Here is a 26,278-nt window from a genome sequence, read left to right on the forward strand (position 1 = left end):
GGTCTTAACCTCGCGCCTCTTTCTTGCCATCGGCATCGACACTGGCGGCCAGAATGGCCAGGACCAGTTGCTGGAAATCCAGACCGGCCGCTTTCGCCGCCATCGGTACCAGGCTGTGATCGGTCATGCCGGGAGCGGTGTTGACTTCCAGGAACCAGAATTTGCCGTCGGCGTCCTGCATCACGTCCGCCCGGCCCCAACCGGCAATACCCAGCGCCTCGCAGGCTTGCGCCGTGAGGTCCATGAGTTCTTTTTCCTTGGCGGCATCGAGCCCGCACGGAATCCGATACTGGGTATCGTTGGCGATGTACTTGGCGTCGTAGTCGTAGAACGTGTGCGGCGTACCCAGGGCGATAGGAGGCAACACCTGGTCACGCAGGGTGGCGATGGTGAACTCGGGACCGTGGATCCATTGCTCGACCAACACTTGCGAATCGTAGGTACTGGCCGCTTTCCATGCGTCGATCAACTCGGACGCGGAAGTCACTTTGGCCATCCCGATACTTGAACCTTCATGCGCCGGTTTGACGATCAAAGGGAAGCCCAGTTCCGTCGCTGCCGAAATACAATCGGCCTCGCTGCGCAGCACGGCGTGACGTGGCGTCGGAATCCCGAGCGTGTGCCAGACCTGCTTGGTGCGCAGTTTGTCCATCGCCAGTGCCGAAGCCAGGATGCCGCTGCCGGTGTACGGAATGCCGGCCACTTCGAGCAGGCCCTGCATGCTGCCGTCTTCACCGCCGCGACCGTGGAGGATGATGAACGCGCGGTCGATCTTCTCGCTCAGCAGGCGCTGCAGGATATCGGCGCCGACGTCAATGCCGAACGCGTCCACACCCGCGCTTTGCAGCGCAGTGAGCACGGCATTGCCGGACTTCAGCGAGACTTCACGCTCGGCACTCAGGCCACCGAACAGCACGGCCACACGGCCGAAGTCCTTCGGGGCGATGGTGGAGAACAGGTTGGCGTAGGCAGCAGTCATTTCAACTTCCCCTCGACCGACGCCGCCACGGCACCGGCGAACAACTCGCTTTTCAACAGTTTCGGTGCGAGGCCGCCGATGTCACCGGCGCCCTGGCACAGCAGAATGTCGCCGGCACGCAGCAACGGCTTGACCACCGGCGCCAGGTCGACACCGCGCTCGATGTAGATCGGGTCGAGCTGACCGCGCTGGCGGATGCTGTTGCACAGCTTGCGGCTGTCGGCGCCCGGAATCGGCTCTTCGCCGGCCGGATAAACTTCCATCAGCAGCAGCACATTGGCGTCGGCCAGGACATTGACGAAATCGTCGTACAGGTCGCGGGTGCGGCTGTAACGGTGCGGCTGGTAGACCATCACCAGACGGCGCTCCGGCCAGCCACCACGCACGGCTTTGATAACTGCGGCAACTTCGGTCGGGTGGTGACCGTAGTCGTCGACCAGCATCACGTTGCCGCCGTCCACCGGCAGTTCGCCGTAGACCTGGAAGCGTCGGCCGACACCCTGGAACCCGGACAGGCCCTGGACGATGGCTTCATCGCTGACGCCTTCGTCGGTGGCGATGCAGATGGTCGCCAGGGAATTGAGCACGTTGTGGTTGCCCGGCATGTTCACGGACACATCAAGAGGCTCGCGATCAGGGCGCAGCACGGTAAAGAAGGTCTGCATGCCCTGCTGACGAACATTGATCGCGCGCACGTCGGCGTCTTCGCTGAAGCCATAGGTCACGGTCGGACGCTTGACCAGCGGCAGGATTTCACGCACCACCGGATCGTCCAGGCACATCACCGCCAGACCGTAGAACGGCAGGTTGTGCAGGAACTCGACGAAGGTTTTCTTCAGTTTGTTGAAGTCACCGTCGTAGGTCGCCATGTGGTCGGCGTCGATGTTGGTGACTACGGCCACCAGCGGTTGCAGGTGCAGGAAGCTCGCGTCGCTTTCATCGGCCTCGGCGATCAGGTAACGGCTGGTGCCGAGCTGGGCATTGGTGCCCGCGGCGTTCAGACGGCCACCGATGACGAAGGTCGGATCCAGGCCACCAGCGGCGAACACCGAAGCGATCAGGCTGGTGGTGGTGGTCTTGCCGTGGGTACCGGCGACGGCGATGCCGTGGCGGTAGCGCATCAGTTCGGCGAGCATTTCGGCACGCGGCACCACCGGAATGCGGCGTTCCAGCGCAGTCGCGACTTCCGGGTTGGAGGTGTTGACGGCGCTCGACACCACCAGCACGTCGGCGGCTGCGGCGTTCTCGGCACGGTGGCCAATGAATATCTGCGCACCGAAGGATTCCAGGCGCTCGGTCACCGGCGAAGCTTTCAGGTCCGAACCGGACACTTCATAGCCCAGGTTCAGCAGCACTTCAGCAATACCGCACATGCCCACGCCGCCGATGCCGACGAAGTGGATGCGACGGATGCGGCGCATTTCCGGTTGCGGCATGGCTTTCTGATTCTCAACCATGGGCCACCTCCAGACAGGTATCGACCACGCTGCGGGTGGCTTCGGGTTTCGCCAGACGGCGGGCCGCTTGGGCCATTTGTTCGAGTCGTTGCGGTTGCATCAAGACCTCTGTCAGGCGCGCGGCAAGGTCCGCGGCACCAGTCGTTCTTTGCGGCATCAGGAAGGCAGCGCCTTCGCGGGCCAAATAATCGGCGTTGCGGGTCTGGTGATCGTCGATCGCGTGGGGCAAGGGCACCAGCATCGAGGGCAGACCGGCGGCGGCCAGTTCGCTGATGGTCAATGCGCCGGCGCGGCACACCACCAGGTCAGCCCAGCCATAGGCCTGGGCCATGTCTTTGATGAACGGCTGCACCTGCGCATCCACGCCGGCGGCGCGGTAGCGCTCTGCAGTCACTTCATCGTGGTTTCTGCCCGCCTGATGGAACACTTCCGGACGCAAGTCGGCAGCGACTTGTGCCAGGGCTTCAGGCAGCAACTTGTTCAACGGCTCTGCGCCCAGGCTTCCGCCCAGGATCAGCAAACGCGCCTTGCGTCCGACCAGGGCCGGGCGCGGTGTTTCGAGGAACAGCTCGCTGCGCACCGGGTTACCGGTGGTACGGCGGCTGTCCGACAGGGTAAAGGTGTCGGGGAACGCTTCACACACCCGGGCGGCGAACGGCACCAGCAACCGATTGGCGGTGCCGGCCACGGCGTTCTGCTCATGAACGATCACCGGCACGCCGGCCAGTTTGGCGGCAAGACCACCGGGACCGGTCACATAGCCGCCGAATCCGACCACACACACCGGCCGCAAGCGGCGAATGATCGCCCGCGCCTGCCATACCGATTTCAGCAGCATGAACGGCGCCTTGAGCAGCGACAGCTTGCCCTTGCCACGCAGGCCACTGGCGTTGATGCGGTGCAGTTCAATACCTGCCGCCGGCACCAGATCGTTCTCGATCCCGCGCGGCGTCCCGAGCCAGTGCACGGTGTAGCCGCGCGCCTGGAATTCGTGGGCACAGGCCAGCGCCGGGAACACGTGGCCACCGGTGCCGCCGGCCATGATCAATACGTTAGCGCCCATGGATCGGCTCCTCGGCGAAGTCGCTCTCATGGAATTCCATCTCTTCACTGCCCAGGTGGGTCCGGCTCTCCCACTCGATCCTCAGCAACAGGCCAAGGCAGGCGCAGCAGATCACCAGGGAACTGCCGCCATAACTGAGGAACGGCAAGGTCAGGCCCTTGGTCGGCAACAGGCCGACGTTCACGCCGATGTTGATCAGGAACTGGCCGATCCACAGGAACGACAGGCCGTAGGCAACATAAGCGGCAAAAAACTGTTTGGCCTTCTCGGCCCACAGACCGATGTACATCCCGCGAATACACACGAACACGAACAGCGCCACGGTGCACAGCGAGCCCACGGCGCCGAGCTCTTCGGCGAGAACCGAGAACACGAAGTCGGTGTGCGCTTCCGGCAGGTAGAACTGTTTCTGCACGCTGTTGCCCAGGCCAACACCCAGCCATTCACCGCGACCGAACGCGATCAAGGCTTGCGACAATTGATAACCGGCGCCGAACTGGTCGGCCCACGGGTCGGCGAAGTTGGTCAGACGCGCCATCCGGTACGGCTGCATCTGAATCAGCAACACCACCGCACCGACGGCCAGCACCACCATGAGCGAGAACCGGAACAGCCCGACCCCGCCGAGGAACAGCATCGCCGCCGCAGCGCCCATCATCACGACGGTGGCACCGAAGTCCGGCTCCATCAGCAGCAGGCCCGCCATCGGCAGCAGCACGATGAATGGCTTGAAGAAGCCCATCCAGCTCTCGCGCACCTCTTTCTGGCGACGCACCAGGTAACCGGCGAGGTAGATCACCACGAACACCTTGGCGATCTCGGACGGCTGTACGTTGAAGAAGCTGAAACCGATCCAACGCATCGAACCGTTCACCTCACGGCCGATCCCCGGGATGATCACCATCACCAGCAGACCGAACGCACCGATCAGCATCATCCAGCCGAGGCGCTGCCAGGTGGCGATCGGAATCATCATGGTGACGATGCAGGCACCGAGGCCCAGCACCACGTAGATCAGGTGACGAGTCATGTAATAAAGAGCACTGCCCGACTGCGCCGCGCCGACTTCTGTCGATGCCGAGGCGATCATGATCAGGCCCAGACCGAGCAGCGCCAGGCAACCGGCGAGCATCGGGAAGTCGAGGTCGATTCCGCGTCCGGTAATCAGCGGCGACGGATATGGCTTGATGATGTTTCTCAAGCTCATGCCAGATCCTCCACGGCGCGGACGAACTGGTGACCACGGTCTTCGTAGTTCTTGAACATGTCGAAACTGGCGCAGGCCGGCGACAGCAGCACCACGTCACCCGGCTGGGCGGCGGCGCGGCATTGGGCGACCGCGTCGACCAGCGTGATCGCACGAATCAGCGGAACGGCATCGCCGATCGCTTCGCCGATCTTGTCGGAGTCGCGACCCATCAGGATCACGGCGCGGCAGTGGGCCGCCACCGGATCGCGCAGGTCCTTGAAGTCGGCACCCTTGCCATCGCCACCGGCGATCAGCACGACCTTGCCGTCGATGTCCGCACCCAGACCTTCGATGGCGGCCAGCGCAGCGCCGACGTTGGTGGCCTTGGAATCGTTGTAGTAACCGACGCCGTCCAGATCACGCACCCACTGGCAACGGTGTTCGAGACCGGCGAAGGTGCGCAGCGCTGCCAGCATGGCGTCGAACGGCAGCCCGACCGCGTGGCCGAGTGCCAGCGCCGCCAGGGCGTTGGACTGGTTGTGGGCGCCGCGAATCTTCAACTCGCGCACCGGCATCAGGTTCTGGAATTCGAAGGCCAGGTATTTCTCGCCATTCTCTTCGCGCAGGCCGAACGCCTTGAAATCGGGTTTGGTCAGGCCGAAGGTCCAGCACGGCTGGCCCTCGCCCATCAGCGGACGGGTCAAAGCGTCCTGGCGGTTGACCACGAACTGCTTCGCGCCCCGGAAGATCCGGTGCTTGGCCAGGTGATAGGCCGGCAGACCGCTGTAGCGGTCCATGTGGTCTTCGCTGATGTTGAGCACGGTCGCCACTTCGGCGTTGAGCTGGTCGGTGGTTTCCAGCTGGAAGCTCGACAGCTCCATCACGTACAGCTCGACGTCATCGCTGAGCAGATCCAGCGCCGGCGTACCGAGGTTGCCGCCCACGGCCACGCGCTTGCCGGCCGCAGCCGCCATCTCGCCGACCAGGGTGGTGACGGTGCTTTTCGCATTGGAACCGCTGATGGCCACGATCGGCGCCTTCGCGTTGCGCGCGAACAGCTCGATGTCGCCGGACAGCTTCACGCCACGGGCCGCGGCGGCTTGCAGGGCCGGGGTCGCCAGCGCCAGGCCGGGGCTCACGTAGAGCTCGTCGGCACGGCACAGGAATTCGACGTCCAACTCGCCACAACGCACTTCCACGTGCGGATAGTCACGCTGGAGCGTGGCCAGTTCCGGTGGATTTTCCCGCGTATCGGCCACAGCAAACGCCACGCCCCGGTTCGCCAGGAAGCGAACCAGGGACATGCCGCTCTTGCCGAGGCCGACAACGATGCGGAAGTGGTCAGAAGCGATCAGAGACACTCGTTCTACCTCAGCTTCAGGGTGGCAAGGCCGATCAGCACGAGAATCACGGTGATGATCCAGAAACGGACGATCACGCGCGGCTCGGGCCAGCCCTTGAGTTCAAAGTGGTGGTGAATCGGTGCCATGCGGAACACACGGCGACCGGTCAGCTTAAAGGACGCAACCTGAATGACGACTGACAGGGTTTCCATCACGAACACGCCGCCCATGATGAACAGGACGATTTCCTGACGGACGATCACCGCGATGGTGCCCAGGGCCGCGCCCAGCGCCAGTGCGCCGACGTCGCCCATGAAGACTTGTGCCGGGTAGGTGTTGAACCACAGGAAGCCCAGGCCGGCACCGATCAGTGCGCCGCAGAACACGATCAACTCGCCTGCGCCCGGTACGTAAGGAATCAGCAGGTATTCCGCGAATTTCACGTTACCCGACAGGTAGCAGAAGATGCCCAGACCACCGCCCACCATCACTGTCGGCATGATCGCCAGGCCGTCGAGGCCGTCGGTGAGGTTGACCGCGTTGCTCGAGCCAACGATCACAAAGTACGTCAGCACGATGAAGCCTGCGCCCAGCGGAATGCTGTAGTCCTTGAGCATCGGCAGGATCAGGGTGGTTTCCACCGGTGTGCTGGCCGTCATATAAAGGAAGATTGCCGCGCCGAGGCCGAACACCGACTGCCAGAAATATTTCCAGCGGCTCGGCAGACCACGGGAGTTCTTCTCGATCACCTTGCGGTAGTCGTCGACCCAGCCGATGGCGCCGAACAGCAGGGTCACCAGCAGCACGACCCACACGTAGCGGTTGCTCAGGTCAGCCCAAAGCAAAGTGCTGACGCCGATCGAAGACAGAATCAGCGCGCCACCCATGGTCGGCGTACCGGATTTGGACAGGTGCGATTGCGGGCCGTCGTTACGAACCGATTGGCCGATCTGACGGTTCTGCAGGGTGCGGATCATCCACGGGCCGTAGCACAGCGACAAGACCAGCGCGGTCAGCACACCGAGGATCCCGCGCAGGGTCAGGTACTGGAAGACCGCGAAGCCTTTGTAGAACTGTTGCAGATACTCCGCTAGCAGCAGCAGCATTAATGTTTCTCCAGACTGGACCCGCACAGGGCCGCAACGATGTTTTCCATCGCTGCGCTGCGCGAACCCTTGATCAAAATGGTGGTGTTTGTGTCCTGCTCGGCGCCGAGGGCGTGGATCAGTTCGGCTTGTGTGCCGAAGTGCTGCGCCTCGTTACCGAATGCGTTCACGGCGTGGACCATGTTCGGCCCGACAGCGTAAAGCGCGGAAACCTTGCCCCGGGCGTATTCGCCCACGTCGCGGTGCCCCTGCTCCGCCCAGTCGCCCAACTCGCCGATATCCCCGAGCACCAGAACGGTGCGGCCGGAAAAGCCGGCGAGTATATCAACGGCCGCGCACATCGAGGTGGGGTTCGCGTTGTAAGTGTCATCGATCACGCGCATGCCGTTTTTCGCCAGTTGCGCGACGGTGCGACCCTTGACCGGTTGTACCGCGCCAAGCCCGGTGGCAATGCCGAACAGCGACACGCCCAGGGCGTGAGCGGCAGCGGCGGCGGCCATGGCGTTGGCGACGTTGTGGGTGCCGAGCAGGTTCAGTTGAACCCGTTCCACACCTTCAGGAGTGTGAAGGTTGAACGCCGGGCAACCACGGGCATCGGTGGCCAGGTCGCTGGCGTAAAAATCCGCCTGAGTGTTGCTCAGGGCAAACGTCAGCACCTTGCGCGCGCCGGCGCGGGTCTTCCAGATACCAAACGCCTTGTCATCGAGGTTCAGCACGGCGACGCCATCGGCCGCCAGCCCGTCGATGATCTCGCCCTTGGCTTCGACGATTTTTTCCGGACCGCCGAACTCACCGACGTGGGCGGTCCCGGCGTTGTTGAGGATCGCTACGTGCGGCTTGGTCAGTCCCACGGTGTAGGCGATTTCACCCAGACGCGAGGCGCCCAGTTCGATCACCGCCGCGCTGTGTTCCGGGGCGAGTTCGAGCAGGGTCAGCGGCGCACCCAGATCGTTATTCAGGTTGCCACGGGTCGCCAGCACCGGACCGCGTGTGCGCAGGATGCTTGCGAGCATTTCCTTGACCGTGGTCTTGCCACTGGAGCCGGTAACCGCAGCGACCGGTTTGGTGAACGCGGCACGGTTCAAGGCACCCAACTGGCCGAGCGCCTGGCGAGTGTCCTTGACCAGCAATTGCGGCAGCGTGCTGTCGGCGACTTCGCGCTCGACCAATGCAGCAACGGCGCCTTTGGCGGCGACTTCATTCAGATAGTCATGACCGTCGAAACGCGGGCCGGTCAGGGCGATAAACAGTTGGCCAGCCTTGATCGCGCGGCTGTCGATGCTCACGCCGTCAAAACTGGCGTCGGCGCTGATCAGGCGGGCGTCGAGCGCGCTGGTCAGCTCGCTGAGTTTCAGGGCCTTAAGCATGGGCCACCTCCCACGCGGTCAGGGCGTGATCCGCCTCGACCAGATCAGAGAATGCATGGCGCTCGCCGTTGATTTCCTGATAGTCCTCGTGACCTTTGCCGGCCAGAACGATCACGTCATCCGCCGAAGCGCCGGCAATCAGTTGCGCGATGGCCTGGCCACGACCGGCCACGAACGTCACCTTGTCCACAGCCGTGAAGCCGGCGCGGATATCATCGAAAATCACCGCCGGGTCTTCGGTGCGCGGATTGTCATCGGTGACCAGCACGCGGTCGGCCAGACGCTCGACCACTTCAGCCATCAGCGGACGCTTGCCGCGATCGCGATCACCGCCGCAGCCGAACAGGCACAGCAATTGGCCTTTGACGTGCGGGCGCAATGCGGTCAGCACTTTTTCCAGCGCGTCCGGAGTGTGGGCGTAATCGACCACCACCAGCGGCTGAGTGCCGCCGCCGAGACGCTGCATGCGTCCGGCCGGGCCTTCGAGTTTCGGCAGCACCTTGAGGATTTCGTCGAGGGCGTAGTCGAGACCGAGCAATGCGCCGACGGCGGCCAGTACGTTGCTCAGGTTGAAACGGCCGAGCAGCGTGCTGCGCAGATGGCGTTCGCCTTGCGGCGTGACCAGCGTGGCGCGCACGCCTTCGTCGTCGAACTGCGCTTCACGCACATAGAGATAGGCGCTGCTGTCGAGCAGGCTGTAAGTGATCAAACGTGACTCGCGCTTTTCAGCGGCCAGTTGCCGGCCGAAATCGTCGTCGAGGTTGACCACGCGGCACTTCAGGTCATTCCAGGCGAACAGCCGGGCCTTGGCCTCGGCGTACGCTTCCATGGTGCCGTGGTAATCGAGGTGATCGCGGGACAGGTTGGTCATCACTGCCACATCGAATGCCAGCGCGGTAACCCGGCCCTGATCCAGACCGTGGGACGAGACTTCCATGGCCACGGCTTTGGCGCCGGCCTTTTTCAGGTCGCCCAAGGTCGCTTGCATGGCAATCGGATTCGGCGTGGTGTGCAGGCCGCTTTGCAGCGAACCGTGGAAACCGGAGCCGAGGGTGCCGACGATACCGCAATGCTGACCGAGCAGATCCAGCGCCTGCGCCACCAGTTGGGTCACGCTGGTCTTGCCGTTGGTGCCGGTCACGCCCACCAGATTCAGGTGATGGCTCGGCTCACCGTAAAAACGCCCGGCGATGTCCGAAAGCTGCGCCGCCAGCCCCTTGACCGGAATCAGCGGCACTTCGGTGATCGGCAGCACCGTTGCGCCTTCCACTTCATAGGCCACGGCAGCAGCACCGCGCTGCAAGGCGTCGGCGATGTGCGCACGCCCGTCGAACTTGCCGCCCGGCACCGCGAGGAACAGATCACCCGCGCGTACATTGCGACTGTCGAGCGCCAGTTCACGGATCAACAGATCGTGGCCGGCGTGGGGGAAAATCTTGTTCAGACTCAGAGACATCAGCCGCGCCCTCCATTGGCTTTCAGCGGAACGACCGGGGTGGCGTTGGCCTGTTGTGTGGTTGGCAGGTTGTCCGGGGTGACGTTCATCAGGCGCAGGGTGCCCGACATCACACGGCTGAACACCGGCGCCGAGACCAGGCCACCGAAGTAACCGGCCTTGGTCGGTTCATCGATCACCACGACGATTGCATAACGTGGATCGCTCATCGGGCCGAAACCGGCGAACAGCGAGCGGTAAGAATTTTCGGCGTAACCCTTGGTGCCGACCGATGTCTTACGCGCGGTACCGGACTTGCCGCCCACGTGATACGCCGGCACCTGCGCACGGAACACGCCGCGCGGGGCCTCGATCACTTGTTGCAGCATGCCTTGCATGGTTTTCGCGACGGCTTCCGGCAGCACCTGGGTGGTCTGCGGCGCCTTGTCGGTTTTGATCAGGGTCAGTGGTGCCAGACGCCCGTTATTGGCCAGCGCCGAGAACGCGTGCACCAGCTGGATCGCGGTCACCGAGATACCGTAGCCGTAGGACAGCGTCGCGGTCTCGGCTTTGCGCCACTCGCGGTAGTTCGGCAGGTTGCCGACACGTTCGCCCGGGAAGCCGAGGCCGGTGTCCTGGCCGAGGCCGACTTTCTGTGCGAGGCGGAAAATGGTTTCGCCGCCGATATCGAACGCGACCTTACTCATGCCGACGTTACTGGAATTGATCAGAATGCCGGTCAGGTCGAGTACCGGACCTTCGGTCTTCGATACGTCCTTGATCGTGTATTTGCCGATCTGCAGGGAGCCCGGATACACCTCGACGGTGTCGCTCGGTTTCCAGCGGCCAGTTTCGATCGCGGCGCTCATCGAGATCGCTTTCATGGTCGAACCGGGTTCGAACACATCGATCATCGCGCGGTTACGCATCATCGCCGGTTGCAGGTTGCGACGGTTGTTCGGGTTGTAGGTCGGCTGGTTGACCATGGCGAGAATCTCGCCGGTCTTCACGTCCATGATCACCAGACTGCCGGCCTTGGCGCCGTTCTCGATGATCGCGTTGCGCAGTTCGCGGTTGGCCAGGTATTGCAGGCGCAGGTCAATCGACAACGCCAAGGGCTTGCCGGCCTTGGCGTTTTTGGTGACCTGGACATCCTTGATCAGCCGTCCGCGCCGATCCTTGATGACTTGCCGCTTGCCGGGCACGCCGGCCAGCCATTCATCGTAGGCCAGCTCGACGCCTTCACGACCGTGGTCATCGATGTCGGTGAACCCGACCATGTGCGCGGTGACTTCACCGGCCGGGTAGAACCGGCGGAACTCTTCGATGCCGTAGACGCCCGGCACTTTCAGGTCGAGCACGGCCTGGCCCTGCTCGGGGGTCATCCCGCGCACTAGATAAATGAATTCTTTGTTGGCCTGGGCTTCGAGGCGTTCGGCCAAGGCTTTAGGATCCTGCCCCAGCGCGGCAGCCAGCGCCGGCCACTTCTCTTTGGCGGTCTGCATTTCCTTGGCGTTGGCCCACAGCGTGGTCACCGGGGTACTCACGGCCAGCGGCTCGCCGTTACGGTCGGTGATCAGACCACGGTGAGCCGGAATCGGAATGTGCCGAAGACTGCGCGCGTCGCCCTGGCCTTTGAGGAAGTCTCGGTCAACCACTTGCAGGTCGATGATGCGCCAGCAGATGGCCGCGACCATCACGCCGAGCAGTGCCACCATCAGACGGAAGCGCCACGGGAAAAGAGCCCCCTCGAGTTTCATCATGGCGCCACCATCTTCACGTCAGCCGCGCCAGGGATGTGCATCTTCAGTTGTTCGGTGGCCAGTACTTCGATCCGGCTGTGGGCGGTCCAGGTGCTTTGCTCCAGGATCAGGCGCCCCCATTCGGCCTGCGCCTTGTCGCGCACGCTCAGTTCGTTGTAAAGGGTGTTGAGCAACTGCCGGTTCCAGTGGGCGCTGTAAGACACGCCGATGGCCGACACGAGCACGCCGATGAACAACAGCAGCATGAAAAAGCTGCCGCCGGGCAGTGGCTTGGCGAAAAGCTTGCTCACCGCAGCTTCTCCGCGACGCGCATGACGGCGCTTCGGGAACGTGGGTTGGCTTTGAGTTCGGCGTCGGAGGCCGTCTGCGCTTTGCCATGGACTTTGATTTTCGGTTCGAACGCAACGTGGCGAACCGGCAGGTTGCGCGGCAGGTTGTCGGCTTCGCCTTTCACCAGCTTGCGCATGAACAGTTTGACGATACGGTCTTCCAGCGAGTGGAAGCTGATCACGACCAGACGACCGCCCACTTCCAGGCATTCGAGCGCGGCTTCAAGACCCGCTTCCAGATCGCCCAGTTCGTTGTTGACGTGAATGCGCAGGCCTTGGAAGGCTCGGGTTGCCGGGTTCTTGCCCTTTTCCCATGCCGGGTTGGCGACTTTCAGCACTTCGGCCAGATCGGCGGTGCGCTCGAACGGCGTAATGTCACGACGCTCGGCCACGGCACGGGCCATGCGACCGGAGAAACGTTCTTCGCCGTATTCCTTGAACACACGGGCGATTTCTTCCACCGGCGCGGTGTTGACGAACTCGGCGGCGCTGATGCCACGGGACGGATCCATGCGCATGTCCAGCGGACCGTCGTTGAGGAAGCTGAAGCCGCGCTCGGCATCATCGAGCTGCGGCGAAGACACGCCCAGATCCAGCAGAATGCCGCTGACTTTGCCGGCCAGACCCTGCTCGGCAACCACCGAACCGAGCTCGGCAAAGCTGCGCTGCACAACGACAAAGCGGCCGTCTTCGGCCGCTAGCGTTTGCCCGGTGGCAATCGCCTGAGGATCCTTGTCGAATCCGATGAGCCGACCATCCGGCCCGAGCTTGCTCAGGATCAACCGGCTGTGCCCGCCGCGACCGAACGTGCCGTCCAGATAGCAGCCATCAGGACGTACGGCGAGAGCCTCGACGGCTTCGTCAAGCAGTACGGTGATGTGGTTAAAGCCGCTATCAATAGTCACAGGATCAGATCACGCAGTTCGTCAGGCATGGCGCCCGGTTGTTGTATGGCAGCCAGGTCAGCGGCAGAAACCGCGTTCCAGGCATCTTCGTCCCACAGTTGGAACTTGTTCAGTTGGCCCACCAGCATCGCGCGCTTGTCGAGCTTCGCGTATTCGCGCAGGCGCGGCGGCACCAGGAAACGACCACTGCCGTCGAGCTCGAGGTCAACGGCATTACCAATCAATAAACGTTGCAGACGACGGTTCTCTTCGCGAAGCGAAGGAAGCGCGCGCAACTTGGTTTCAATAATTTCCCACTCATCGAGCGGGTAGACACACAAACATGGATCAACGGCATCAATGGTCACGATCAACTGGCCGGAGCTGCGCGAATCGAGCTCGTCACGGTACCGGCTCGGCATGGCGAGACGGCCCTTTGCATCGAGACTGATAGCGTTAGCTCCGCGAAACACGTCTGCGTTTCTCCAATTTTTATCGTTTTGAGCTCAAAAAACCCACTTCATGCCACTTTCCGCCACTTGCGCACACTATAGGAATGCGCCCACCACACCGTCAAGGCGCGGATTAAAGGAAAACCCTTACAGAACGGAGATTTAGGAGCATAAAAGGAGGAGCAACGAGAATCTGGCGGATGCTTTTATCCAATAACTTGAAGCAGCACTGAAAGCTGCGCTCGAAAGTTAAAGTAATTTGTTAAGAGTAAGATTTTTTCGGTATTACAAAAGCGCTTCTGCTGTTGATTGAAGCAAGGTGGGAAATGGCTATTACTGCGTTTGCCGCTGCCGGGTTTCCAGCGCAGGCCTGCTGATAATAAACAGCCCTGTCGCCTTTAATTCAAGCAGGGAAAAGAAAAAGGTGGAGAGTCGATCTGTAAGCCGGGTTCTGTCTTGAACAGTCATTCGTCTACGATGGCCATCACTGGACATCTTTAGCAACCTACCCGGTCCCAGCGCGGGCCACGCCTTGGGACCCTATTTGGTCTTGCTCCAAGTGGGGTTTACCTAGCCACGAACTGTTGCCAGACGTGCGGTGCGCTCTTACCGCACCTTTTCACCCTTACCGGCGCCGAAGCGCTTAGGCGGTTATTTTCTGTGGCACTTTCCGTAGGCTCACGCCTCCCAGGCATTACCTGGCACTTCGCCCTATGGAGCCCGGACTTTCCTCCCCCCCCTAATTTTCATAGAGGGCAGCGACTGTCCGATCGACTCTCCGCCGCGCAGGTTAACGGCAGAGCGGCCGAAGAACAAGCGCTAATAGCCCGCAAACCGGTCTGCGCGACGGGTTACGCGCCTTTTTGCTGATCCAGTGCCACTTGGTACAACACGTTTTTGCGCTCACCGGTGATTTGCGCTGCCAGGGCCGCCGCACGCTTGAGCGGCATCTCTTCCAGCAACAGATTGAGGATGCGCATCGCCTCACTGCTGACGGCGTCTTCGGATTCCGGCGCGGTCCAGCCCGCCACTACCACAACGCATTCGCCGCGCTGCTGATTACTGTCCGCCTCGACGAACGCCCGCAACTCGCTCAACGGCAATCCCTTGAGGGTTTCAAAAGTCTTGGTGATTTCACGAGCGAGCAATGCAGGACGATCAGCGCCGAATACCGCCTCCATATCCTGCAGGCATTCCAGAATGCGATGCGGCGCCTCGTAGAAAATCAGCGTGCGCGGTTCTTCCTTGATCGCTTCCAGGCGCGCCTTGCGCCCCACCGCCTTGGCCGGCAGAAAACCCTCGAAGATAAAGCGGTCGGACGGCAGACCGGCAGCCGACAACGCCGCGATCAATGCGCACGCACCTGGCACCGGCACCACATTGATCCCCGCAGCACGAGCCTGCCGTACCAGGTGATAACCGGGATCGGAAATCAGCGGCGTACCGGCATCGGAAATCAGCGCGACGTTGTCACCTGCCAAAAGACGGGTAATGAAACGACTGCCTTCGTCCCGCTCGTTGTGCTCATGACAGGCTGCCAGCGGCGTGGAAATGCCGAAGTGCTGCATCAGGCGCTGGGAGTGACGCGTATCTTCGGCGGCGATCAGCGCCACCTCGCGCAGGATCTTCAACGCCCGGGCGCTGATGTCATCCAGGTTGCCGATGGGCGTCGCCACCACATAAAGCGAGCCCGCAGCGGAATTCAAAGGACCTGGAGCAGTCAAAGCGCACACCTCATGATCGGTAAAAGCCGCCATTGTAGCGCGTCGCACGCCGGACGACGCGTCCGGGTCGGACACGGTTTGTCGCACCATTGTGAGGCTGCGCACTCTTTGTATCAGCTAAATTGACGGTTTCACGCCAGTAACATCGCGCCCCGGCCAGTGCTTGGGTACAATTCGACGCTAATTTGATCGAGTATCAGGAACACTTACATGATCGCTTGCCTGCGGCTGTTCACTGCCCTCTGCCTCGCTGCCTTGCTGGCGGCTTGCGCCAGCTCCCCTTCCTCCAGCCTTGGCGAACTTCCACGGACCCCGGATGCCACTATCGAGCAACTGCTCGAACAGGCTGCCCAGGCCAAATCGCCGGACAAGGCTGCGCTGCTGCGCCTGAGTGCGGCAGACATGGCGTACCGCCAAGGCAATGCCGGACAGTCCGCGCAAATCCTGCAGCAAGTGCCGATGGAACAACTCCAGCCGGGCCAGCAGGCATTCGCCAGCACCCTGTCTGCTGAACTGGCCATGACCCGCAATCAGCCGAAAGCCGCGCTGACCGCCCTGAGCCACCCAAGCCTGCAACGCCTGAGCGAAATGTCCGTACCGCTGCAAGTTCGCGCCGGCACCGTTCACGCCCGCGCCCTTGAAGCCGACGGCCAGACCCTGGCGGCCGCCCGCGAACGCATCTTCATCGCGCCGATGCTGGAAGGCGAAGCCGCCAGCAAGAACCACGAAGCGATCTGGACCCTGATTGCGTCGCTGCCGGCCGATCAACTGCAAGCGAACACCACCGATGACCTTGGCGGCTGGATGAGCCTGGCTCTGGCAGTGAAAACCGCCGGCACCCTGGAGCAACAGCAAGCCGCCATCGACAACTGGCGCAACCAGCATCCGAAACACCCAGCTGCAATCAACCTGCCGCTGCCCCTGACCAAACTCAAGGAGCTGGCTAGCCAGCCTCTGAGCAAGATTGCCCTGCTGTTGCCACAGGACGGCCAGTTGGCCTCGGTCGGCAAGGCCCTGCGTGACGGCTTCATGGCCGCGCACTATCAGGCTCAGCAAGCCGGCCAGAAACCACCGGCCATCGAATTCTATGACAGCTCGAAACTGACCAACCTCGACGAGTTCTACCGCAAGGCCCAGGCCGATGGCGTGCAACTGGTCGTCGGCCCGCTGGAGAAGCCGCTGGTCAAACAGCTGAGCACTCGCCCGCAACTGCCGATCACCACCCTCGCTCTGAACTACAGCGAAGGTGACCAAGGCCCGGCGCAGCTGTTCCAGTTCGGCCTGGCCGCTGAAGACGAAGCCCGCGAAGTCTCCCGCCGCGCCCGTGCCGACGGCCTGCACCGCGCCGCCATCATGGTGCCGAAAGGCGAATGGGGCGACCGCGTCCTGCGCGCCTTCAGCCAGGACTGGCAAGCCAACGGCGGCAGCATCGTCGCCACCGAACGCGTCGATCAGCCAGTGCAACTGGCCCAGCAGATCGCCGACATGTTCCAGCTGCGTCAAAGCGAAGCTCGCGCCAAGAGCCTGCAGAATGCCGCCGGCACCAACGTTGCCGCCCAGCCTTCGCGTCGCCAGGACATCGAATTCATCTTCCTCGCCGCCACCCCACAACAGGCGCAGCAGATCAAGCCGACCCTGAACTTCCAGTACGCCGGTGACGTGCCGGTCTACGCGACCTCCCACGTGTTCAGCGCCAGCGGCGACGTGAACCAGTACAACGACATGAACGGCGTGCGTTTCTGCGAAACCCCGTGGCTGCTGGAAACCAGCGATCCGCTGCGTCAGCAGGTCACCGCGCAATGGCCGCAAGCCGCCGGCAGCCTGGGCCGCCTGTACGCGATGGGCGTCGACGCCTACCGCCTGGCGCCACGACTGGATCAGCTCAAGGCACTGCCGGACAGCCGTATCGAAGGTCAGTCGGGCAGCCTGGGCATGACCCAGTCCCAGCGCGTTGTGCGTCAGTTGCCATGGGCGCAGTTCGTCAGCGGTCAGATCCAGCGTCTGCCGGACACTCCACGCTGATGCCCGACAGGTCAAACCTGCAAAGCGGCAAGGATGCCGAGCGCCAGGCGCTCGAGCATCTGCAACACCAGGGTCTGCGCCTGCTGGCGCAGAACTGGTTATGCAAACGCGGTGAGCTTGATCTGGTCATGCTTGATGGCGATACAGTAGTATTCGTCGAAGTCCGTTACCGAAAGAACACTCAATGGGGTGGCGCACTCGACAGCATCGATGAGCGCAAACGGCAGAAACTGATTTTCGCCGCACAGTATTTTCTTCAGCGCGAGTCGCGTTGGGCCAATTCCCCCTGCCGCTTCGACGTGGTGGCCATCGACAGCCGCCACGGTCAGCTGAACTGGTTGCAGAATGCGTTCGACAGTTGACCGCCTGCTCCGACCCGGACACTTTCACTCAACACTTTTGCTCTTTGCTTTGCGGGCTGCACATTCACGTGCCGGACAGCCGCGCTAATTAAGGTCACACAGATGGACATGCAATCCCGAATTCGCCAGCTTTTCCAGGCCAGCATCGACACCAAGCAACAGGCGATGGACGTACTTGCACCGCACATCGAGCAAGCCAGCCAGGTGATGGTCAACGCCCTGCTCAACGAGGGCAAAATGCTCTCGTGCGGTAACGGCGGCTCGGCCGGCGATGCCCAGCACTTCTCCTCGGAACTGCTCAACCGTTTCGAGCGTGAGCGCCCGAGCCTGCCAGCCATCGCGCTGACCACCGACAGCTCGACCATCACCTCGATCGCCAACGACTACAGCTACAACGAAGTGTTCTCCAAGCAGATCCGCGCACTCGGCCAGCCGGGTGACGTGCTGCTGGCAATTTCGACCAGCGGCAACTCGGCGAACATTATTCAGGCGATCCAGGCCGCACATGATCGCGAAATGATTGTCGTAGCATTGACCGGACGCGATGGCGGCGGCATGGCTTCGCTGCTGCTGCCTGAAGACGTCGAGATTCGCGTACCGGCCAATGTCACCGCACGTATTCAGGAAGTCCACTTGCTGGCGATCCATTGCCTTTGCGATCTGATCGACAGCCAACTGTTCGGGAGTGAAGAATGACCCCTAATCGCCTTGGCCTTCTGGCCTTGACCCTGTGCCTCGGCATCAGCGGCTGCACCTCTGTGGTGAATGCCAGCCGTGAAGCGCCGATCGAAGACGACCGCGGTACCCGCACTTTCGGCAGCAAGATCGATGACTCGCTCATCGAAACCAAAGTCGGTGTCAACGTGGCCAAGGCCGATCCGGCCCTGGACAACGACTCGCACATCGTCGTCACCAGCTTCAACGGCGTTGTGCTGCTGGCCGGTCAGACCCCGCGCGCGGACCTCAAGGAGAAGGCCGAACAGGCCGCCGCCAACGTTCAGCGCGTGAAAAAGGTCCATAACGAACTGCAAGTGTTGCAGCCCTCCTCCCTGCTGGCCCGCCAGAACGATGCCTGGCTGACCACCAAGATCAAGACCCAGATGCTCACCGACGCCAGCATTCCCGGCTCGCGGATCAAGGTCGTGACCGAGAACGGCATCGTCTACCTGCTGGGCCTGCTGACCAAACAGGAAGCCGCCCAGGCGACCAACCTGGTGCAGGGCGTTTCCGGTGTGCAGAAGATTGTGAAGCTGTTCGAGTACATCGACTGAGAACGACTTGCCCTCGGTGGCGCTTACGAAAGCGCTATCGCGAGCAGGCTCGCTCCCACTGGCACAAAAAAGGCGATCCAACCGGATCGCCTTTTTTATTACTTCACCACTTTCAGGCTTGGCCGGCCGCTTGGGCGTGGCGGCTCGCTGTCCGGTGGCGGAACGTCGTCGTCCTGCTCGATCTCGTCCTCGTCATCCATCGGCGACTCGAGATCGAACACCATGCCCTGACCGTTTTCCCGGGCGTAGATGCCCAGGATTGCAGCAATCGGCACGTACAGACTATGCGGGACGCCGCCGAAGCGACCTTCGAAGGTCACAACGTCGTTGTCCATGTGCAAATGCCGCACGGCACTTGGCGAAATGTTCAGGACAATCTGCCCGTCGCTGGCAAATCCCTGTGGCACCTGCACCGCCGGGTACTCGGAATTGACCAGCATGTGCGGGGTGCAATCGTTATCTACAATCCACTCGTAGAGCGCGCGGACCAGATAAGGTCGACTGGAGTTCATAGCGGCTCCTTAAGCCTTAGCGCATGTCGCGTTCGACACCAGACAGACTCGCCTGGAATGCCTCACGCGCAAACTGACGCTCCATATAATCAAGCAGCGGCTTGGCCGGCCGCGGCAGTTCTATACCCAGAATCGGCAAACGCCAGAGTATTGGCAATAGGCAGCAATCCACCAGACTTTGTTCCTCACTGAGGAAAAACGGCTTGTCGGCAAACAGCGGCGACACGCCCGTCAGGCTTTCGCGCAATTCCTTGCGCGCCACGGCACGAGCCGCTTCCTTGGTGCGCGAATCCAGAATCAGATCCACCAGACCACACCAGTCGCGCTGAATACGATGAATCAGCAGACGGCTGTTGGCACGTGCCACCGGGTATACAGGCATCAACGGTGGATGCGGGTAACGCTCATCCAGATACTCCATCACCACGGTCGACTCCCACAACGCCAGGTCACGATCGACCAGCGTGGGCAGACTGCCGTAAGGGTTCACTTCAATCAGTTTAGGCGGCTGACGACCAGCCTCCACAAAAATGATTTCGGCGCTGACACCCTTCTCTGCAAGCACGATGCGCACTCGGTGGGAATAGTGGTCGGCGGGGTCGGAGTAACAGGCCAACCGATTGGTCACGCCCATGGCGATCCTCCTCGCTTGTTGAAATAGTCGGAGCCGGAAAAACGCGCGCGCCCAGAGGGCGCCTCCCGCAACGGCTGGTGAACCAGGCGTTGCGTTTTCAGAGGCGCCCTTGGGCGCGCGCGATTAACAGCAATTGCTTGAAGCGTATCAGTGCACGTCTTTCCAGTATTCACGCTTGAGCAGGTAGGCGAACACAAAGAAGAACGCCAGGTACAACAAGACGTAAGTACCGATGCGCTGATGTTGCAGCTTAACCGGGTTAGCCGAGTAAGCCAGGAAGGTTACCAGATTCTTGACCTTCTCATCGAACTGCTCTTCGTTGAGGGTTCCGGTTTTCGGCACGATGGTCAACTGATCGCACGCTTCATGAGTCAAAGGCGTACCGGTCAGCGGGTCATATTGCTTCTTGCCGTCTTCGACGATCTGTACCTGTTTGCAACCCACGACCTGACGACCTTGCAGGCCGACCAGCACGTTAGGCATGCCGACGTTCGGGAAGACCTTGTTGTTCACGCCCCATGGACGTGCAGGATCTTCGTAGAACGACTTGAGGTAACCGTAGAGCCAGTCGGTGCCGCGAACACGAGCCACCAGCGTCAGATCCGGCGGCGCTGCGCCGAACCAGGTCTTGGCGTCGGCCGGCTGCATACCGATGTTCATGTGATCGCCGATCTTGGCACCGGTGAACACCAGCTTCTCCAGCATCATTTCGTGCGGAACGCCGAGGTCATCGGCGACACGCTCGTAACGCTGAAACTTGGCACTGTGGCAACCCATGCAATAGTTGGCGAACGTACGCGCACCATCCTGCAGGGCAGCCTTGTCGGAAACGTCGATGTCGACCTTTTCCAGTTCCGGCCCCCCGTGTTCGGCCGCGAAAGACAGCACTGGCAGAGCAGCAAAAATCAGAGCAAAAAATAACTTTTTCATCAGCCAGTCACCCTTTCCGGAACCGGTTTGGTCTTCTCGAGCCTGGTGTAGAACGGCATCAGAATGAAGTAGGCGAAGTACAGGAAGGTGCAGACCTGCGACAGCAGCGTACGGCCTGGCGTCGGGGCCAGAACGCCCAGAATGCCGAGGATCACGAACGAAATGCAGAACACCACCAGCCAGATCTTGCTCATCCAGCCTTTGTAGCGCATCGACTTGACCGGGCTGCGGTCCAGCCATGGCAGGACGAACAGCACCGCAATCGCGGCACCCATGGCGATAACGCCCATGAGCTTGTCAGGGACCGCCCGCAAGATTGCGTAGAACGGTGTGAAGTACCAGACCGGTGCAATGTGCTCAGGGGTCTTGAACGGGTTGGCTTGCTCGAAGTTAGGCTTTTCGAGGAAATAACCGCCCATTTCCGGGAAGAAGAACACAATGAAGCAGAAGATGAACAGGAACACCACGACGCCGACGATATCTTTCACGGTGTAATAAGGATGGAAGGCAATGCCATCCAGCGGGATACCGTTTTCGTCTTTGTGCTTCTTGATGTCCACGCCGTCCGGGTTGTTCGAACCGACTTCGTGCAGCGCCAGGATGTGCAGCACCACCAGACCGAGAATCACGATCGGCAGCGCAACCACGTGCAGGGCGAAGAAGCGGTTCAGGGTGATCCCGGAAATCAGGTAGTCACCACGGATCCACTGGGTCAGGTCGTTGCCGATCACCGGGATCGCGCCGAACAGCGAGATGATCACCTGGGCGCCCCAGTAGGACATCTGGCCCCACGGCAGCAGGTACCCCATGAAGGCTTCGGCCATCAGCGCCAGATAAATCAGCATCCCGAAGACCCACACCAGCTCGCGCGGTTTCTGGTACGAACCGTAGAGCAGGCCACGGAACATGTGCAGATAGACCACGATGAAGAACGCCGAAGCGCCGGTGGAGTGCAGCAGGCGCAGGATCGAACCGTACTCGACGTCGCGCATGATGTATTCGACGGAAGCGAACGCTTCTTCCGCCGACGGGGTGTAGCTCATCGTCAGCCAGACGCCGGTGACGATCTGGTTGACCAGAACGAGCAGCGCCAGCGAGCCGAAGAAATAGAAGAAGTTGAAGTTTTTTGGAGCGTAATACTTGCTGAGATGGTCTTCCCACATTTTGGTGGCGGGGAAGCGTGCATCAACCCAATCCATGAACTTGCTCATCACGCTTTCTCCGTATCGACGCCAATGACAATCAGGTCATCGGTCTCATAGGAATGCGGGGGTACTGGCAGGTTCAAAGGCGCAGGTTGCGACTTGTAGACGCGGCCAGCCAGATCGTAGTGGGAACCGTGGCAAGGGCAGAAATAACCGCCTACCCAGTCTTTGCCCAGATCCGCGGGTGCCACTTCGGGACGGAAGGTCGGTGAGCAACCCAGGTGAGTGCAGATCCCGATCAGCAGCAGGATTTCCGGCTTGATCGAGCGCACTTCAGGGTCGACATAAGTGGGTTGCGTGGAGTTTTTGGAGGTCGGATCGGAGAGTTGGCCTTCGATCTTTTTGAGATTCCCCAGGATTTCCTCGGTACGGCGGACAATGAACACCGGCTGGCCTCGCCATTCAGCAATCATCTGCTGTCCTGGCTCGATTTTGCTGACATTCACTTTCACCGGTGCTCCGGCAGCCTTCGCCTTGGCACTGGGAAACCATGACCCCACGAACGGGACCGCAGCCCCCACCGCTCCTGCAGCACCCACCACGGATGTGGCTGCTACCAAGAAGCGACGCCGGCCTGCATTCACGCCGTCATTGCTCATTCAGTCCTCTCCCATCAGCTTTGTGGCCTGTTAAATCAGGCGTCTACTAAATTGAAACTATGTACTTATAAAAATTTTGCCGAATGGTAATGAAAACCCCCAATTCTGACAAGGTAATTACCCGGAGGGCTGGCCCTCAAGCCTTGTAGTATAGGGGGTCTACGAATGTGGCAAGTTGTCACAGCGCAATTATTCAAGAAATCGCACGCATAAAAAAACGCCCGGTTCCGTGAGGAATCGGGCGTTCTTTTTGAACGTGGAAGCGAAATTAACGCTTCGAGTACTGCGGACGCTTACGCGCTTTACGCAGACCAACTTTCTTACGTTCAACTTCACGGGCGTCGCGAGTAACGAAGCCAGCTTTGCGCAGAGCGCCACGCAGGGTTTCGTCGTAGTCCATCAGAGCGCGAGTGATGCCGTGGCGGATTGCGCCAGCCTGACCACTTACACCACCACCGATGACGGTGACGTAGATGTCGAACTTCTCGACAGTCTCAGTCAGTTCCAGCGGCTGACGAACTACCATGCGGGCAGTTTCGCGACCGAAGAACGTGTCCAGGGAGCGGTTGTTGATGGAGATGTTACCAGTACCCGGACGCAGGAAAACGCGTGCGGTTGCGGTCTTGCGACGGCCAGTGCCGTAATTTTGAGTCGCCGACATAATGAACTATTCCGTTAAATCTTCAGTTCTTGGGGCTGCTGAGCAGTATGAGGGTGTGCAGCGCCCGCATAGACTTTCAGCTTACGGTACATGTCGCGACCCAGTGGGTTTTTAGGCAGCATGCCTTTAACCGCGGTCTCGATCACGCGCTCAGGGGCCTTGGCGATCAGCTTTTCAAAGTTGATCGACTTGATGCCGCCCGGGAAACCGGAGTGGGAGTAGTACATTTTGTCAGTGGTTTTAGCGCCGGTAACACGGATCTGCTCAGCGTTGATTACGACGATGTAGTCGCCGGTGTCAACGTGAGGAGTGTACTCAGGCTTGTGCTTGCCACGCAGACGGCTCGCGATTTCGGTGGCCAGACGACCCAGGGTCTGACCAGCAGCGTCGACGACAAACCAGTCGCGCTTTACTGTTTCCGGTTTAGCAGTAAAAGTTTTCATTCTTTATAGCCTCAGGGGCCGCCTGTAAATAAGACGGCGGATCTTACTGAATAGTGCGTACTTTGACAAGTCAAAGGCAGCCGGATACAGACGCTTTCGGGGGCTCGGGTCGGCGCGTCCGTTCAACGGCAAGATTCTTCGGCGGCGGGGCATCACTTCCACTGCAGAAAGAGGTCGGCAATTATGCAGATTGCGAAAAAAATTTCAACCTGCTTTTATGCTTGTTTTGCCCAAGGAGCACCCGATGGACTATCGCCAGCTAGGCCGTACCGACCTGAACGTAAGTGCAATCTGCCTCGGCACCATGACCTGGGGCGAGCAAAACACTGAAGCTGAAGCCTTCGCCCAGATCGAACGGGCAAAAGAGGCCGGGATCAATTTCCTCGACACCGCCGAGATGTATCCGGTGCCACCCAAAGCCGACACCTACGCCACCACCGAGCGCTACATCGGCAATTACTTCAAGAGCCGCGGCGACCGCGCCGACTGGATCCTCGCCAGCAAGATCGCCGGCCCCGGCAACACCATCGACTACATCCGCGACAGGAACCTGCGCCACAACCGCCAGCACATCACCGAAGCGGTGGATGCCAGCCTCAAGCGCCTGCAGACCGACTACATCGACCTCTACCAGTTGCACTGGCCGGAGCGCAGCACCAACTTTTTCGGACAACTGGGCTACAAGCACCAGACCGAAGCCAACCTGACGCCGCTCGAAGACACCCTTGAGGCGCTCGATGAGCAAGTGAAGGCCGGCAAGATCCGCCACATCGGTCTTTCCAACGAAACGCCGTGGGGCACAATGCGTTTTCTCGCCCTGGCCGAAGCGCGGGGCTGGCCGCGCGCCGTGTCGATCCAGAACCCGTACAACCTGCTCAACCGCAGCTTCGAGATCGGCCTGGCAGAAATCGCCATCCGTGAACAGTGCGGCCTGCTCGCCTATTCGCCGCTGGCGTTCGGTTTCCTGTCGGGCAAGTACGAAGGTGGGGCGCGTCCGCCGAAAGGCCGCCTGAGCCTCTACAGCCGCTTCAGCCGCTATTTCAACCCGCAATCGGAAGCAGCATGCAGCCGCTATGTGGCACTGGCCCGTGAACATGGCCTGGATCCGGCGCAAATGGCCCTGGCGTTTGTGAATCAGCAACCGTTCGTCACCAGCAACATCATCGGCGCGACGACGTTGGAGCAACTGGACAGCAACATCGCCAGCTACGAGCTGAAACTGTCGAAGGAAGTGCTGGAAGGGATCGAAGCGATTCACAAGGATCATCCGAACCCGGCGCCTTGATCCAAGACGATGATCGTTCCCACGTCGAGGCGGCGAACCGTCTGCGTGGGAACGATCACACTGCATTACAGCGACCGCGCAATGATCTCCTTCATGATTTCATTGGTCCCGGCATAGATCCGCTGCACCCGCGCATCCGCCCAGGCCCGAGCCACCGGGTATTCCCACATGAAACCGTAGCCACCATGCAGTTGCACGCACTCATCGAGCACCTTGCATTGCAGATCGGTCCCCCAATACTTGGCCATCGCCGCTGTCGGCACGTCGAGCTTGCCTTGCAGGTGCAGCTCCAGGCAGCGGTCGACGAACACTCGGCCGATCTGAATCTCGGTGGCCATTTCCGCCAGTTTGAAGCGGGTATTCTGGAAATCGGCGATCGACTTGCCGAACGCCTTGCGCTCGCGGGTGTAATCCAGCGTCCATTGCAGCGCCGCCTCGGCTGAAGCCAGACCGCCAATCGCCACAGTCAGACGCTCCTGCGGCAGCTCCTGCATCAGATAGGCAAACCCCGCCCCGGCCTGACCCAGCAGGTTTTCCTTCGGCACGCGCACGTCCTGGAAGAACAATTCCGACGTGTCCTGCGCCTTCATTCCGACCTTCTCCAGGCGTTTGCCCTTGTCGAAGCCCGGCGTGTTCGCCTCCACCAGAAACAGGCTGGTGCCCTTGGCGCCGGCCTTGGGATCGGTCTTGGCGACGACGATCACCAGATCCGCCAGGAAGCCATTGGTGATAAAGGTTTTCGAACCGTTGATCACATAGTCGTCGCCATCCAGCACCGCGGTGGTCTTGACCCCTTGCAGGTCGGAACCGGCGCCCGGCTCGGTCATGGCGATCGCGGTGACCATCTCGCCGGACACCAGCTTCGGCAGGTATTTCTGCTTCAGCGCCTCGCTGCCGTAATGCAGGATGTACGGCGCAACGATGTCCGAATGCAGCGAGAAGCCGATGCCGGTCAGGCCCAACCGGCCGACTTCCTCGATCACCACCGCGCTGTAAAGAAAATCTGCGCCCAACCCGCCGTATTCCTCCGGCAGGTGCGAACAGAGCATCCCCGCCTCCCCCGCCTTGTTCCACAGTTTGCGGTCGATGTAGCCTTGTTTTTCCCATTGCCCATGGAACGGCACGGCCTCTTTTTCGAGGAATGTTCGTACGCTGTCGCGGAACAATTCGTGCTCGGAGCTGAACAAGGTTCTGGGAATCATGCGGCACCTTTTCTTTATTGTTGGAGGGATCAGACCTTCAGAGACTAAGCCTCACTTCCGA

26 protein-coding genes and 1 other RNA gene are annotated in these 26,278 nt (G+C 61.0%); 5 read left to right on the plus strand and 22 right to left on the minus strand.

All coding sequences use genetic code 11. The features are described 5' to 3' along the window. Positions 1-4: 4 nt before the first annotated feature. From K3819_RS23980 to rsmI, 14 genes are all read right to left on the minus strand, one after another. The gene (locus K3819_RS23980; protein ID WP_064383956.1) at positions 5-979 is read right to left on the minus strand and encodes a D-alanine--D-alanine ligase; all 975 of its coding nucleotides are present in this window, start codon (positions 977-979) and stop codon (positions 5-7) included. Next, entirely contained in the window at positions 976-2,436 is a 1,461-nt protein-coding gene (gene murC, locus K3819_RS23985; RefSeq protein WP_085610958.1) for a UDP-N-acetylmuramate--L-alanine ligase, read from the minus strand. The genes K3819_RS23980 and murC overlap by 4 nt, the downstream gene beginning before the upstream one ends. After that, positions 2,429-3,499 carry an undecaprenyldiphospho-muramoylpentapeptide beta-N-acetylglucosaminyltransferase gene (gene murG / locus K3819_RS23990; RefSeq protein WP_221398072.1) on the minus strand — a complete coding sequence of 357 codons (1,071 nt, stop codon included), beginning with the start codon at positions 3,497-3,499 and terminating at the stop codon, positions 2,429-2,431. The genes murC and murG overlap by 8 nt, the downstream gene beginning before the upstream one ends. Further along, positions 3,489-4,706 carry a putative lipid II flippase FtsW gene (ftsW, locus tag K3819_RS23995; RefSeq protein WP_409348310.1) on the minus strand — a complete coding sequence of 406 codons (1,218 nt, stop codon included), beginning with the start codon at positions 4,704-4,706 and terminating at the stop codon, positions 3,489-3,491. Before ftsW ends, murG begins: the two co-directional genes overlap by 11 nt. Then, a complete protein-coding gene (gene murD / locus K3819_RS24000; RefSeq protein WP_221398073.1) occupies positions 4,703-6,049 on the minus strand; it encodes a UDP-N-acetylmuramoyl-L-alanine--D-glutamate ligase in 1,347 nt (448 codons plus the stop codon). Before murD ends, ftsW begins: the two co-directional genes overlap by 4 nt. Before the next feature lie 5 nt (positions 6,050-6,054). Next, positions 6,055-7,137 carry a phospho-N-acetylmuramoyl-pentapeptide-transferase gene (mraY, locus tag K3819_RS24005; protein ID WP_007956769.1) on the minus strand — a complete coding sequence of 361 codons (1,083 nt, stop codon included), beginning with the start codon at positions 7,135-7,137 and terminating at the stop codon, positions 6,055-6,057. Further along, positions 7,137-8,504, minus strand: a complete 1,368-nt coding sequence (gene murF, locus K3819_RS24010) for a UDP-N-acetylmuramoyl-tripeptide--D-alanyl-D-alanine ligase (protein WP_085610961.1) — start codon at positions 8,502-8,504, stop codon at positions 7,137-7,139. Before murF ends, mraY begins: the two co-directional genes overlap by 1 nt. After that, entirely contained in the window at positions 8,497-9,960 is a 1,464-nt protein-coding gene (locus K3819_RS24015) for a UDP-N-acetylmuramoyl-L-alanyl-D-glutamate--2,6-diaminopimelate ligase (RefSeq protein ID WP_221398074.1), read from the minus strand. The genes murF and K3819_RS24015 overlap by 8 nt, the downstream gene beginning before the upstream one ends. Further along, on the minus strand, positions 9,960-11,699 hold the full coding sequence (locus K3819_RS24020) for a penicillin-binding protein 2 (protein WP_221399729.1): 1,740 nt from the start codon (positions 11,697-11,699) through the stop codon (positions 9,960-9,962). The genes K3819_RS24015 and K3819_RS24020 overlap by 1 nt, the downstream gene beginning before the upstream one ends. Continuing rightward, entirely contained in the window at positions 11,699-11,992 is a 294-nt protein-coding gene (ftsL, locus tag K3819_RS24025; RefSeq protein ID WP_007956777.1) for a cell division protein FtsL, read from the minus strand. The genes K3819_RS24020 and ftsL overlap by 1 nt, the downstream gene beginning before the upstream one ends. Next, complete coding sequence (rsmH, locus tag K3819_RS24030) at positions 11,989-12,936, minus strand: 16S rRNA (cytosine(1402)-N(4))-methyltransferase RsmH (RefSeq protein ID WP_039766256.1); 948 nt, start codon at positions 12,934-12,936, stop codon at positions 11,989-11,991. The genes ftsL and rsmH overlap by 4 nt, the downstream gene beginning before the upstream one ends. Continuing rightward, positions 12,933-13,388, minus strand: coding sequence for a division/cell wall cluster transcriptional repressor MraZ (gene mraZ / locus K3819_RS24035; protein WP_007917012.1), 456 nt, complete (start codon positions 13,386-13,388; stop codon positions 12,933-12,935). Before mraZ ends, rsmH begins: the two co-directional genes overlap by 4 nt. A gap of 403 nt (positions 13,389-13,791) precedes the next feature. Continuing rightward, positions 13,792-14,145, minus strand: an RNA gene (gene rnpB / locus K3819_RS24040) — RNase P RNA component class A. A gap of 73 nt (positions 14,146-14,218) precedes the next feature. Then, a complete protein-coding gene (gene rsmI, locus K3819_RS24045; protein ID WP_373874503.1) occupies positions 14,219-15,124 on the minus strand; it encodes a 16S rRNA (cytidine(1402)-2'-O)-methyltransferase in 906 nt (301 codons plus the stop codon). A gap of 177 nt (positions 15,125-15,301) precedes the next feature. On the opposite strand from rsmI, the gene K3819_RS24050 reads away from it, so the two are divergent. From K3819_RS24050 to K3819_RS24065, 4 genes are all read left to right on the plus strand, one after another. Then, the gene (locus K3819_RS24050; protein ID WP_064599306.1) at positions 15,302-17,113 is read left to right on the plus strand and encodes a penicillin-binding protein activator; all 1,812 of its coding nucleotides are present in this window, start codon (positions 15,302-15,304) and stop codon (positions 17,111-17,113) included. Beyond that, positions 17,113-17,475 carry a YraN family protein gene (locus K3819_RS24055; RefSeq protein WP_085610965.1) on the plus strand — a complete coding sequence of 121 codons (363 nt, stop codon included), beginning with the start codon at positions 17,113-17,115 and terminating at the stop codon, positions 17,473-17,475. The genes K3819_RS24050 and K3819_RS24055 overlap by 1 nt, the downstream gene beginning before the upstream one ends. A 102-nt stretch (positions 17,476-17,577) precedes the next feature. Further along, on the plus strand, positions 17,578-18,171 hold the full coding sequence (locus K3819_RS24060) for a phosphoheptose isomerase (protein WP_007928463.1): 594 nt from the start codon (positions 17,578-17,580) through the stop codon (positions 18,169-18,171). Continuing rightward, positions 18,168-18,746 (plus strand): BON domain-containing protein, encoded by a 579-nt coding sequence (locus tag K3819_RS24065; RefSeq protein WP_011335871.1) that lies wholly within the window; start codon positions 18,168-18,170, stop codon positions 18,744-18,746. The genes K3819_RS24060 and K3819_RS24065 overlap by 4 nt, the downstream gene beginning before the upstream one ends. Before the next feature lie 98 nt (positions 18,747-18,844). On the opposite strand, the gene K3819_RS24070 is transcribed toward K3819_RS24065, so the two are convergent. The 7 genes from K3819_RS24070 to rplM all read right to left on the minus strand — a co-directional run bounded on the left by K3819_RS24070 (position 18,845) and on the right by rplM (position 23,730). After that, positions 18,845-19,258 (minus strand): ClpXP protease specificity-enhancing factor, encoded by a 414-nt coding sequence (locus K3819_RS24070; protein ID WP_007956787.1) that lies wholly within the window; start codon positions 19,256-19,258, stop codon positions 18,845-18,847. 16 nt (positions 19,259-19,274) lie between these two features. Further along, positions 19,275-19,892, minus strand: coding sequence for a glutathione S-transferase N-terminal domain-containing protein (locus K3819_RS24075; protein WP_011335872.1), 618 nt, complete (start codon positions 19,890-19,892; stop codon positions 19,275-19,277). 147 nt (positions 19,893-20,039) lie between these two features. Further along, positions 20,040-20,822 (minus strand): cytochrome c1, encoded by a 783-nt coding sequence (locus K3819_RS24080; protein WP_085668170.1) that lies wholly within the window; start codon positions 20,820-20,822, stop codon positions 20,040-20,042. Continuing rightward, the gene (locus tag K3819_RS24085; RefSeq protein WP_007956792.1) at positions 20,822-22,033 is read right to left on the minus strand and encodes a cytochrome bc complex cytochrome b subunit; all 1,212 of its coding nucleotides are present in this window, start codon (positions 22,031-22,033) and stop codon (positions 20,822-20,824) included. The genes K3819_RS24080 and K3819_RS24085 overlap by 1 nt, the downstream gene beginning before the upstream one ends. Continuing rightward, complete coding sequence (gene petA, locus K3819_RS24090; RefSeq protein WP_007917031.1) at positions 22,033-22,626, minus strand: ubiquinol-cytochrome c reductase iron-sulfur subunit; 594 nt, start codon at positions 22,624-22,626, stop codon at positions 22,033-22,035. The genes K3819_RS24085 and petA overlap by 1 nt, the downstream gene beginning before the upstream one ends. 268 nt (positions 22,627-22,894) lie before the next feature. Further along, the gene (gene rpsI, locus K3819_RS24095) at positions 22,895-23,287 is read right to left on the minus strand and encodes a 30S ribosomal protein S9 (protein ID WP_039766266.1); all 393 of its coding nucleotides are present in this window, start codon (positions 23,285-23,287) and stop codon (positions 22,895-22,897) included. Positions 23,288-23,301: 14 nt separating this feature from the next. Continuing rightward, a complete protein-coding gene (gene rplM, locus K3819_RS24100) occupies positions 23,302-23,730 on the minus strand; it encodes a 50S ribosomal protein L13 (protein WP_003228062.1) in 429 nt (142 codons plus the stop codon). A gap of 244 nt (positions 23,731-23,974) precedes the next feature. Here rplM and K3819_RS24105 point away from each other — a divergent pair, with 244 nt between their 5' ends. Continuing rightward, positions 23,975-25,015: an NADP(H)-dependent aldo-keto reductase gene (locus tag K3819_RS24105; RefSeq protein WP_085610968.1), complete on the plus strand. Its 1,041-nt coding sequence runs from the start codon at positions 23,975-23,977 to the stop codon at positions 25,013-25,015. 65 nt (positions 25,016-25,080) lie between these two features. On the opposite strand, the gene K3819_RS24110 is transcribed toward K3819_RS24105, so the two are convergent. Then, positions 25,081-26,217: an acyl-CoA dehydrogenase family protein gene (locus K3819_RS24110; RefSeq protein ID WP_221398075.1), complete on the minus strand. Its 1,137-nt coding sequence runs from the start codon at positions 26,215-26,217 to the stop codon at positions 25,081-25,083. Positions 26,218-26,278: the final 61 nt, after the last annotated feature.

This window comes from Pseudomonas sp. 3-2, from assembly GCF_019710535.1.
In the GTDB taxonomy this organism is placed as follows: Bacteria; Pseudomonadota; Gammaproteobacteria; order Pseudomonadales; family Pseudomonadaceae; genus Aquipseudomonas; species Aquipseudomonas pharyngis.

What these genes read in the sequence shown, in the direction of transcription:
- K3819_RS23980 (WP_064383956.1), bottom strand. Translation starts at nt 979, where the DNA reads ATGACTGCTGCCTACGCCAACCTGTTCTCCACCATCGCCCCGAAGGAC.
- murC (WP_085610958.1), bottom strand. Translation starts at nt 2,436, where the DNA reads ATGGTTGAGAATCAGAAAGCCATGCCGCAACCGGAAATGCGCCGCATC.
- murG (WP_221398072.1), bottom strand. Translation starts at nt 3,499, where the DNA reads ATGGGCGCTAACGTATTGATCATGGCCGGCGGCACCGGTGGCCACGTG.
- ftsW (WP_409348310.1), bottom strand. Translation starts at nt 4,706, where the DNA reads ATGAGCTTGAGAAACATCATCAAGCCATATCCGTCGCCGCTGATTACC.
- mraY (WP_007956769.1), bottom strand. Translation starts at nt 7,137, where the DNA reads ATGCTGCTGCTGCTAGCGGAGTATCTGCAACAGTTCTACAAAGGCTTC.
- murF (WP_085610961.1), bottom strand. Translation starts at nt 8,504, where the DNA reads ATGCTTAAGGCCCTGAAACTCAGCGAGCTGACCAGCGCGCTCGACGCC.
- K3819_RS24015 (WP_221398074.1), bottom strand. Translation starts at nt 9,960, where the DNA reads ATGTCTCTGAGTCTGAACAAGATTTTCCCCCACGCCGGCCACGATCTG.
- K3819_RS24020 (WP_221399729.1), bottom strand. Translation starts at nt 11,699, where the DNA reads ATGAAACTCGAGGGGGCTCTTTTCCCGTGGCGCTTCCGTCTGATGGTG.
- rsmI (WP_373874503.1), bottom strand. Translation starts at nt 15,124, where the DNA reads ATGGCGGCTTTTACCGATCATGAGGTGTGCGCTTTGACTGCTCCAGGT.
- K3819_RS24050 (WP_064599306.1), top strand. Translation starts at nt 15,302, where the DNA reads ATGATCGCTTGCCTGCGGCTGTTCACTGCCCTCTGCCTCGCTGCCTTG.
- K3819_RS24055 (WP_085610965.1), top strand. Translation starts at nt 17,113, where the DNA reads ATGCCCGACAGGTCAAACCTGCAAAGCGGCAAGGATGCCGAGCGCCAG.
- K3819_RS24060 (WP_007928463.1), top strand. Translation starts at nt 17,578, where the DNA reads ATGGACATGCAATCCCGAATTCGCCAGCTTTTCCAGGCCAGCATCGAC.
- K3819_RS24065 (WP_011335871.1), top strand. Translation starts at nt 18,168, where the DNA reads ATGACCCCTAATCGCCTTGGCCTTCTGGCCTTGACCCTGTGCCTCGGC.
- K3819_RS24070 (WP_007956787.1), bottom strand. Translation starts at nt 19,258, where the DNA reads ATGAACTCCAGTCGACCTTATCTGGTCCGCGCGCTCTACGAGTGGATT.
- K3819_RS24075 (WP_011335872.1), bottom strand. Translation starts at nt 19,892, where the DNA reads ATGGGCGTGACCAATCGGTTGGCCTGTTACTCCGACCCCGCCGACCAC.
- K3819_RS24080 (WP_085668170.1), bottom strand. Translation starts at nt 20,822, where the DNA reads ATGAAAAAGTTATTTTTTGCTCTGATTTTTGCTGCTCTGCCAGTGCTG.
- K3819_RS24085 (WP_007956792.1), bottom strand. Translation starts at nt 22,033, where the DNA reads ATGAGCAAGTTCATGGATTGGGTTGATGCACGCTTCCCCGCCACCAAA.
- petA (WP_007917031.1), bottom strand. Translation starts at nt 22,626, where the DNA reads ATGAGCAATGACGGCGTGAATGCAGGCCGGCGTCGCTTCTTGGTAGCA.
- rpsI (WP_039766266.1), bottom strand. Translation starts at nt 23,287, where the DNA reads ATGTCGGCGACTCAAAATTACGGCACTGGCCGTCGCAAGACCGCAACC.
- rplM (WP_003228062.1), bottom strand. Translation starts at nt 23,730, where the DNA reads ATGAAAACTTTTACTGCTAAACCGGAAACAGTAAAGCGCGACTGGTTT.
- K3819_RS24105 (WP_085610968.1), top strand. Translation starts at nt 23,975, where the DNA reads ATGGACTATCGCCAGCTAGGCCGTACCGACCTGAACGTAAGTGCAATC.
- K3819_RS24110 (WP_221398075.1), bottom strand. Translation starts at nt 26,217, where the DNA reads ATGATTCCCAGAACCTTGTTCAGCTCCGAGCACGAATTGTTCCGCGAC.